The sequence below is a fragment of the Mesorhizobium metallidurans STM 2683 genome, from assembly GCF_000350085.1.
Lineage (GTDB): Bacteria > Pseudomonadota > Alphaproteobacteria > Rhizobiales > Rhizobiaceae > Mesorhizobium > Mesorhizobium metallidurans.
Window position 1 is genome coordinate 1 of sequence record NZ_CAUM01000137.1, and the last position, 5518, is coordinate 5518.

The window sequence follows — 5518 nt, forward strand, 5'->3', positions numbered from 1 at the left end:
GGGGATTGTTGGGCATCCAGAGGTCCGGGTTCTCGCCGGCTTCCCGTGCCAGCCGCCGGGCGCGGGCGGGGTCGCTTTTGACGAGGGCTGAAATCGCCGAGATGTTGCGTTCGCCGGCGACGTTGCGCTTGAAGGGATTTTGCCCCCTGGGTGCTGCGTCGGCGTCGATCGTGTCTTCCCTGAACATCGCCTCGCCGATGGCGTGGAACGCCTTGGCGATCTGCGGATCGGTCAAGGCCCCGTCAGGCAGAAGGATGCCCTTCGCCTTGTAGGCATCGACCAGGCCGAGCTTCTTCATCGCCCGGTTGGCGACTTCGAGCTTCTGGCGAAAGCCATCGCTGTCGGTCGGTCCCCAGTCCCTCACGAGATCGTCGTGAGTGACTTCCACCGAGCGGGCGAGCGCGGCCTCTTGCGCCTTGGCCTGCTCGGCCATGTAGCCGACGAAGCGGTCGTGATAGGCCTGCGCCACCTTCGGCGTGGCGCCGGCCTCGACCGCCCATGCCTTGGACGCATTGGCGAGCTCGTCCGAATAGGCGAAGTTTTCGGGCAACCCTTCCGGGCGCCGATACTCGACCTTGTCGGGCGATGTCAGCGGACGCATCGCCTCGGGCAGCCGGGCATGGAACCTGTCCCAGTCTTCCCCAGGTGCGTCCGCAGCGGGAACGCGCAGGCTTTCGCCCTGTTGCCGCTCCAGCTCGGCATAGGATGTGAAAACCCGATCGAGGTTTTCCGGCTTGGTCCAGCCCTTGGCTTCAGCAAGCTTGCGGTTGCCTTCGGAAAGACCGTCAAACCAACTCTTGGCGACCAGCGGGGCGGACCCATTGTCCCCGTTGGCCGGTACTGGGTTGCCCGCCGGCGGCATGCGCGCCGCCACGGACCCGGCGTCTGCCAGATCTGTCATGTGAGAAGATTCCTTGTGTTGAGAATTAAAGACCGGTGATAAGCGCACCGGCGGCGAAGCGTGGTATCTTCCCCCTCAAGGGGGGGGAGATGGCCGGCAGGCCAGAGGGGGTAGCCGCGCGTGGAGCGCCGACCTCATCTGTCACCGGAGGGTCGCGCGGTCGAACCGACCCCCTCTGTCGCCTTCGGCGAAATCTCCCCCTCAAGGGGGGAGATTTAGCGCCTAGACATTATCCCCCCAGTTCTCCCACAGCAGCGTGATCGTGCCGGTCGCGGCCAGCATCCCGTCGGCGTCGATATCGGTGCCGGTGGCGAAGGCGAGGTTCAGATAGAGATCGACCGGCGTAGTCGTGCCGTCGAGCGTGACTGCCGCGGCGACATCGGCTGTTGAGGCCGTGGATAGCGCGGCACCCGCCCCATCCAGCGTGCGGCCGGTGCCGGCCAGCACATTGACCATGGTGGAGGCCAGCGTCGCGCTCGACGCCGCGGCCGAGCCGAGCGACCAGGTGAGTGCCGCATTGTCGTTGATGGTTGAGGCGCGCGCCGTCAGCACCGCGAACTGCAACTTGGCGGTGCCGCCCTTGATGCGCACCTTGCCGTCGAGGAAATCGAAAATCTTCTGGCTGGCAAAGGCCTGCGCATCGGCGACCGGCACCTGCATGGCATTGAACGAAAAGACGGTGCGGAAGGCGCCGCCCTGCCCGGTGGTGACGGCTTTCAGGCCGAGCCTGGGCGGGGCGAGCCCGGCCTCGCGGGCAGCGGCGCGGCTAAGCGTCCGGGGAAGACCTCGGGTCATCTGGTATCTCCATTCTTGTGAAATTTTGAGAGGTTCAGGATCTGCCCAACACGAACAGAACGGCCGAAGCCGGACCCTGATTCATTTCAACAGAGCCTGTCTCTATCGCCTTGTTTGATCACGTTCTTTCGGAACCAAAGGCTCCGATCGTCAAGACGCAAGAAACCATGTCTCATTTCGTGAGAACCGGTGCCGCTGTTCCGCCGCATTGCCACCGCACTTGGCAAAATCGGCCAGTGTATTAATTCATTGACTACAAAGGAGTACCGCAAATGACCATGTACAAAGCCATTGCCGCCGTGCTTGTGACTGCCGCCCTGGCAGGGTGCGCGCAGACCGAGGGACAGCAGCGGGCCGGAACCGGCGCACTGATCGGCGGCGCCGGCGGCGCTCTCGTCGGCCAGGCCATCGGCGGCAACACCAAGAGCACGGTCATCGGTGCTGCCAGCGGCGCCCTTCTGGGCGCGGTCGTCGGCAGCGCCACGACACCGCAGCGCCGCGGCGAACAGCTCTGCCGCTACCAGGACCGCGACGGCCGCATCTACACCGCGCCCTGCGACGACCGCTACTACAACGGCGATTATTGAGGGCTAGCCCCCCCTTCTCCCCGTTCTACGGGGAGAAGGTCCCGGCAGGGGGATGAGGGGCAGCGCGATGTTCCGAGATGCTGGCGCCACCTGTCACCTGCCTGCCGGCATCCTCCCCGTGAGTGGGGCGAGGGACGCAGTTTCAGCGTCGGCGCGCGCTCACCTATCCGATAGTTTTCATCCTTACCCTCAAAGCGGCTAGACGCTATCGTCATGGCCTCCGCAAGGTCAATGCTCCCCGCACCCTACCCATCCGTCCGTGCCGCCTTTTCCAGTGCCGCCTTACGCTGAATTTCGATAGTTCGATTCCAGAAGCGCACCGCTTCAAAATGCTCTTGTCTGGTCAACCAGATCTTATTCTCCAAACTGACTGGATCGCCGCCAACCGCAATCGGTTTGACCTCGAACAATTCCATGCCCTTGGAGCGCGAATTTGTATCTTGGACACTCATTTCCAGTCCTCCAGCCTAGCAAATAGATCGGCGAGGTCTCGCGCTATCGTCTCGGCGGATTGCCGTTCCATAGGTATAAACGGGATGCGTACGATTGGCATTTCCACATCGTTGGTGTCGAAGCCATAGGCTTCTCCTCCTCCGTTCGATGCGAACAAGAGGATGCCTGGTGCGTATTTTTCAACCTCATATTCTCGATTGAAGTCTACCAATTCTTCGGCTTTGAAAAAAATTATATAGCTGTCGCCGATGAATCCTTCACCTCCATTATGCTCCTTAAGGAAATCGGTGTAATCCTTGGGCAGCGTCACTCCCAGGTTTGCGGAGAGGCCATCGACAACTGCGGCTTCAGCCGGTGGATCGAAACGTCCCTCAGTTAGACTATATTCCACTGCTATTCTCCTATGTCTTTCAGCAGTTTGTTCCACCATGGCGTAACCTGCTGCTGATGAACTTCGCGGAGCAGAAGGACCTTGTTGGACGCATCGGTCGGACTCCCGCCAAACTTCACTGGCTTGATTTCATGCACATCCACGGGCTGGCCGACAAGTCCTCGCTGTCGGCGGATAATGCGATTGGCTTTATCGGCCGCTTTTCTAGCAGCTTTGTGCTCCGTGCCTTCTAGCCGTATGAATGGTCCCTCTGGCTTGGGAACAACCGCTATCGGATAATCTGCCCAATCTGACATTGAGAAACTGCCCGAGGGGAGATCGGCAGCTGCCTTCAGCCGCGACGCCTCATTGGCGGATTTGCCAAGCACATCTTCGACAAGCTTGCCCTCCGCTACGAGATCGGACGGTCGCTTCGACAGATCGTCGACACCTTGATAAAGGTGCTCCGCCTCGGAAAGAACTTCTCCCAACGGCTTGGAAAGCATGCCGCTGCGAGTGGTCGCGAGCACATTTGTGGCGGCTTGGCCCAGTGCCTTTAGAGCTGCGAGGCCTTCAGACGGCGCCACAGATGCCGGATTAGGTATCGAGTTCGAAAGCGCGACGATTGCTTCCAAAGGGTCGTCGTGCAGATCCCTGAAAAATTGCGCCGTGTCGTTTTTTATTCGCCGTGGTGTGTCGATAAGGTCGTCAACAAAATCATCGAAAGCGGATCGCTCACGCCGCGACGAGGGCTGTTGCGATGTTCCCTCATTAGCTGATGGTGCCGCGACAGGCTTGGTCGGCTCACTTTGAACCACTTGGGGAAGCCCAGCTTGGACCAATTGCTGAGAGAGAGCAGTCCGAACTCTGAGGTCGGGCGCTCCGCCAAAGACTGCGCAGGATTGTATCCTTGTCGGCCTGCGGTACGCTCTCGTCGTTGAACGTCGCAACGATGTTTTGGACAACCGACCAGGGTAAGGGTTGGAAGCTTTCGATGCCCAGCTGCTTCTGTGCGGCGACAGACGCAGCTATCGCATTTTCATAAGCACTCGGGTCATAGCTGTCCGGCTCTCCCCTGCGATTCCAAGAACCACTGTCTGGCCTGCCGATCTTGCCCCATGCCGCATCGACATTTGGGAAGACTTTGCGGACATAGCCGCCTGGGTCCACCCGCCTAGCGCCCAAGGTTTGGATGGCGGCAGCGGCCGTGACTTGATACCGCGCCTGCTCTGCAGGTGGACCGCCTGGGCCGGGTTCGGCGTCGCGGAGTTGGACATGGACCGCCCGGTTCGACATGGTGCGCATGTCGAACGCCTGACGGCCGACGTCGATCTTGCGGCTGAAGTCCTGGAATTGCTTACCACCTTCGTCGGCCCCGTAGATGGCGATGAAGTCCTCAGCGCGCGGCATCTTGCCGGAGTAAACGCCTGTGCCGGCGATGGCAGTCGGGGCGTTCTCCGAGGCGAGGTCGATTTTGGCCCGCGTCTCGATGAGCTGCACCGTCATCGCTGTTTGCGCCTTCTGGCCGAGATCCCGCAGGGCGTCCGGCGACAGGTCGGCAATCCAGGGCGCCGCCTTCAAGGCGGCCTTTCCGTTGTCGTGCGCCGAGTTGTCGTTGTGGAAAGCCTGCGCCACCCTTTCGTCGGGCGTCAGCTTGGCGGCACCGTCGCCCTTCGAAGCCGCTGTGCTTCCTGCATTCTCGAGCCCAACCGCCTCAGCGGTGTCGTCCTTGGTTTCGCTTCCGGCCTGCGCCAAGCCGAACATCGCGAGCGCCTGCTTCGGGTCCTTGGCGATCAGCGCCTCGAAGCGAGCTTTCGCGGCGGTGCTGAACCAGTCCTTCACCTTCTGTTGTCTGATCCCGGAGTCGAGCCCCATCTTGTCGATGAGATCGAGCCCGTCCTGTCTGGCCGCTTCGAAAGTGACGATGTCGTCGGCGTTGGCCTTGCCGATGGCGATGGCATTGGTTTGCAGCACCGTGTCGACCTGCGCCTGCTCATAATCATGGCGCCGCTGAAGCTGCCGCTGCGCCATGCGCAGCCCGCCAACCCTGCGCATCACTTCCTTCTGCCTGGCGAAAGCGGTGCGCTGGCTCTCGGGTATTTTCGGCACGGCATCGTCAAACAGCGTGTCGAACAGCCCGGGCTTGGTGACCAGGCCGCTGCGCGGATCGACCTGGCCATACATCGCGTCATGCAGGCCGCTGCCGTCGGCCGGCGCAGTCGCCGTCACCTCGTCTTCCGCCTGCGCGATCTGGCCGTTGAACCGGCGGCGCGCGAGTTCGGCGTCGAACGCCTCCTGCTGCTCTTTCACCTGCTGGTAGTGCTCGGCGACAGCGGAAAGCTCGTCGCCAAAACCCTGCATCGCCGCGCCGACCGGCGATCCCTGCGGATATTGCACTAAGGACAGTCGTCA

General features: G+C 61.7%; 8 protein-coding genes. 2 read left to right on the forward strand and 6 right to left on the reverse strand.

Translation table 11 applies throughout. The features are described 5' to 3' along the window. Together MESS2_RS22940 and MESS2_RS22945 are read right to left on the reverse strand one after the other, a co-directional pair. The coding region (locus MESS2_RS22940) for a hypothetical protein (protein ID WP_040593814.1) at positions 1 to 901 on the reverse strand (901 nt) is incomplete at its 3' end. 222 nt (positions 902 to 1123) lie between these two features. After that, positions 1124 to 1696, reverse strand: coding sequence for a hypothetical protein (locus tag MESS2_RS22945; RefSeq protein ID WP_008876868.1), 573 nt, complete (start codon positions 1694 to 1696; stop codon positions 1124 to 1126). Positions 1697 to 1968: 272 nt separating this feature from the next. On the opposite strand from MESS2_RS22945, the gene MESS2_RS22950 reads away from it, so the two are divergent. Continuing rightward, positions 1969 to 2283, forward strand: coding sequence for a YMGG-like glycine zipper-containing protein (locus MESS2_RS22950; protein WP_008876869.1), 315 nt, complete (start codon positions 1969 to 1971; stop codon positions 2281 to 2283). A 245-nt stretch (positions 2284 to 2528) separates the two neighbouring features. Here MESS2_RS22950 and MESS2_RS22955 read toward each other — a convergent pair whose 3' ends face one another. Genes MESS2_RS22955 through MESS2_RS33520 form a run of 4 tightly spaced genes read right to left on the reverse strand, consistent with a single transcriptional unit; the run spans position 2529 to position 5137 of the window. After that, complete coding sequence (locus MESS2_RS22955; protein ID WP_008876870.1) at positions 2529 to 2735, reverse strand: hypothetical protein; 207 nt, start codon at positions 2733 to 2735, stop codon at positions 2529 to 2531. Further along, on the reverse strand, positions 2732 to 3127 hold the full coding sequence (locus tag MESS2_RS22960) for an SMI1/KNR4 family protein (protein ID WP_008876871.1): 396 nt from the start codon (positions 3125 to 3127) through the stop codon (positions 2732 to 2734). Before MESS2_RS22960 ends, MESS2_RS22955 begins: the two co-directional genes overlap by 4 nt. Before the next feature lie 2 nt (positions 3128 to 3129). Beyond that, positions 3130 to 3924 (reverse strand): hypothetical protein, encoded by a 795-nt coding sequence (locus tag MESS2_RS30290; RefSeq protein WP_008876873.1) that lies wholly within the window; start codon positions 3922 to 3924, stop codon positions 3130 to 3132. Continuing rightward, a complete protein-coding gene (locus MESS2_RS33520) occupies positions 3911 to 5137 on the reverse strand; it encodes a hypothetical protein (protein ID WP_244440056.1) in 1227 nt (408 codons plus the stop codon). The genes MESS2_RS30290 and MESS2_RS33520 overlap by 14 nt, the downstream gene beginning before the upstream one ends. On the opposite strand from MESS2_RS33520, the gene MESS2_RS33525 reads away from it, so the two are divergent. Further along, a complete protein-coding gene (locus MESS2_RS33525) occupies positions 5108 to 5506 on the forward strand; it encodes a hypothetical protein (protein WP_244440057.1) in 399 nt (132 codons plus the stop codon). The genes MESS2_RS33520 and MESS2_RS33525 overlap by 30 nt on opposite strands. The last annotated feature ends 12 nt before the right edge of the window (positions 5507 to 5518 follow it).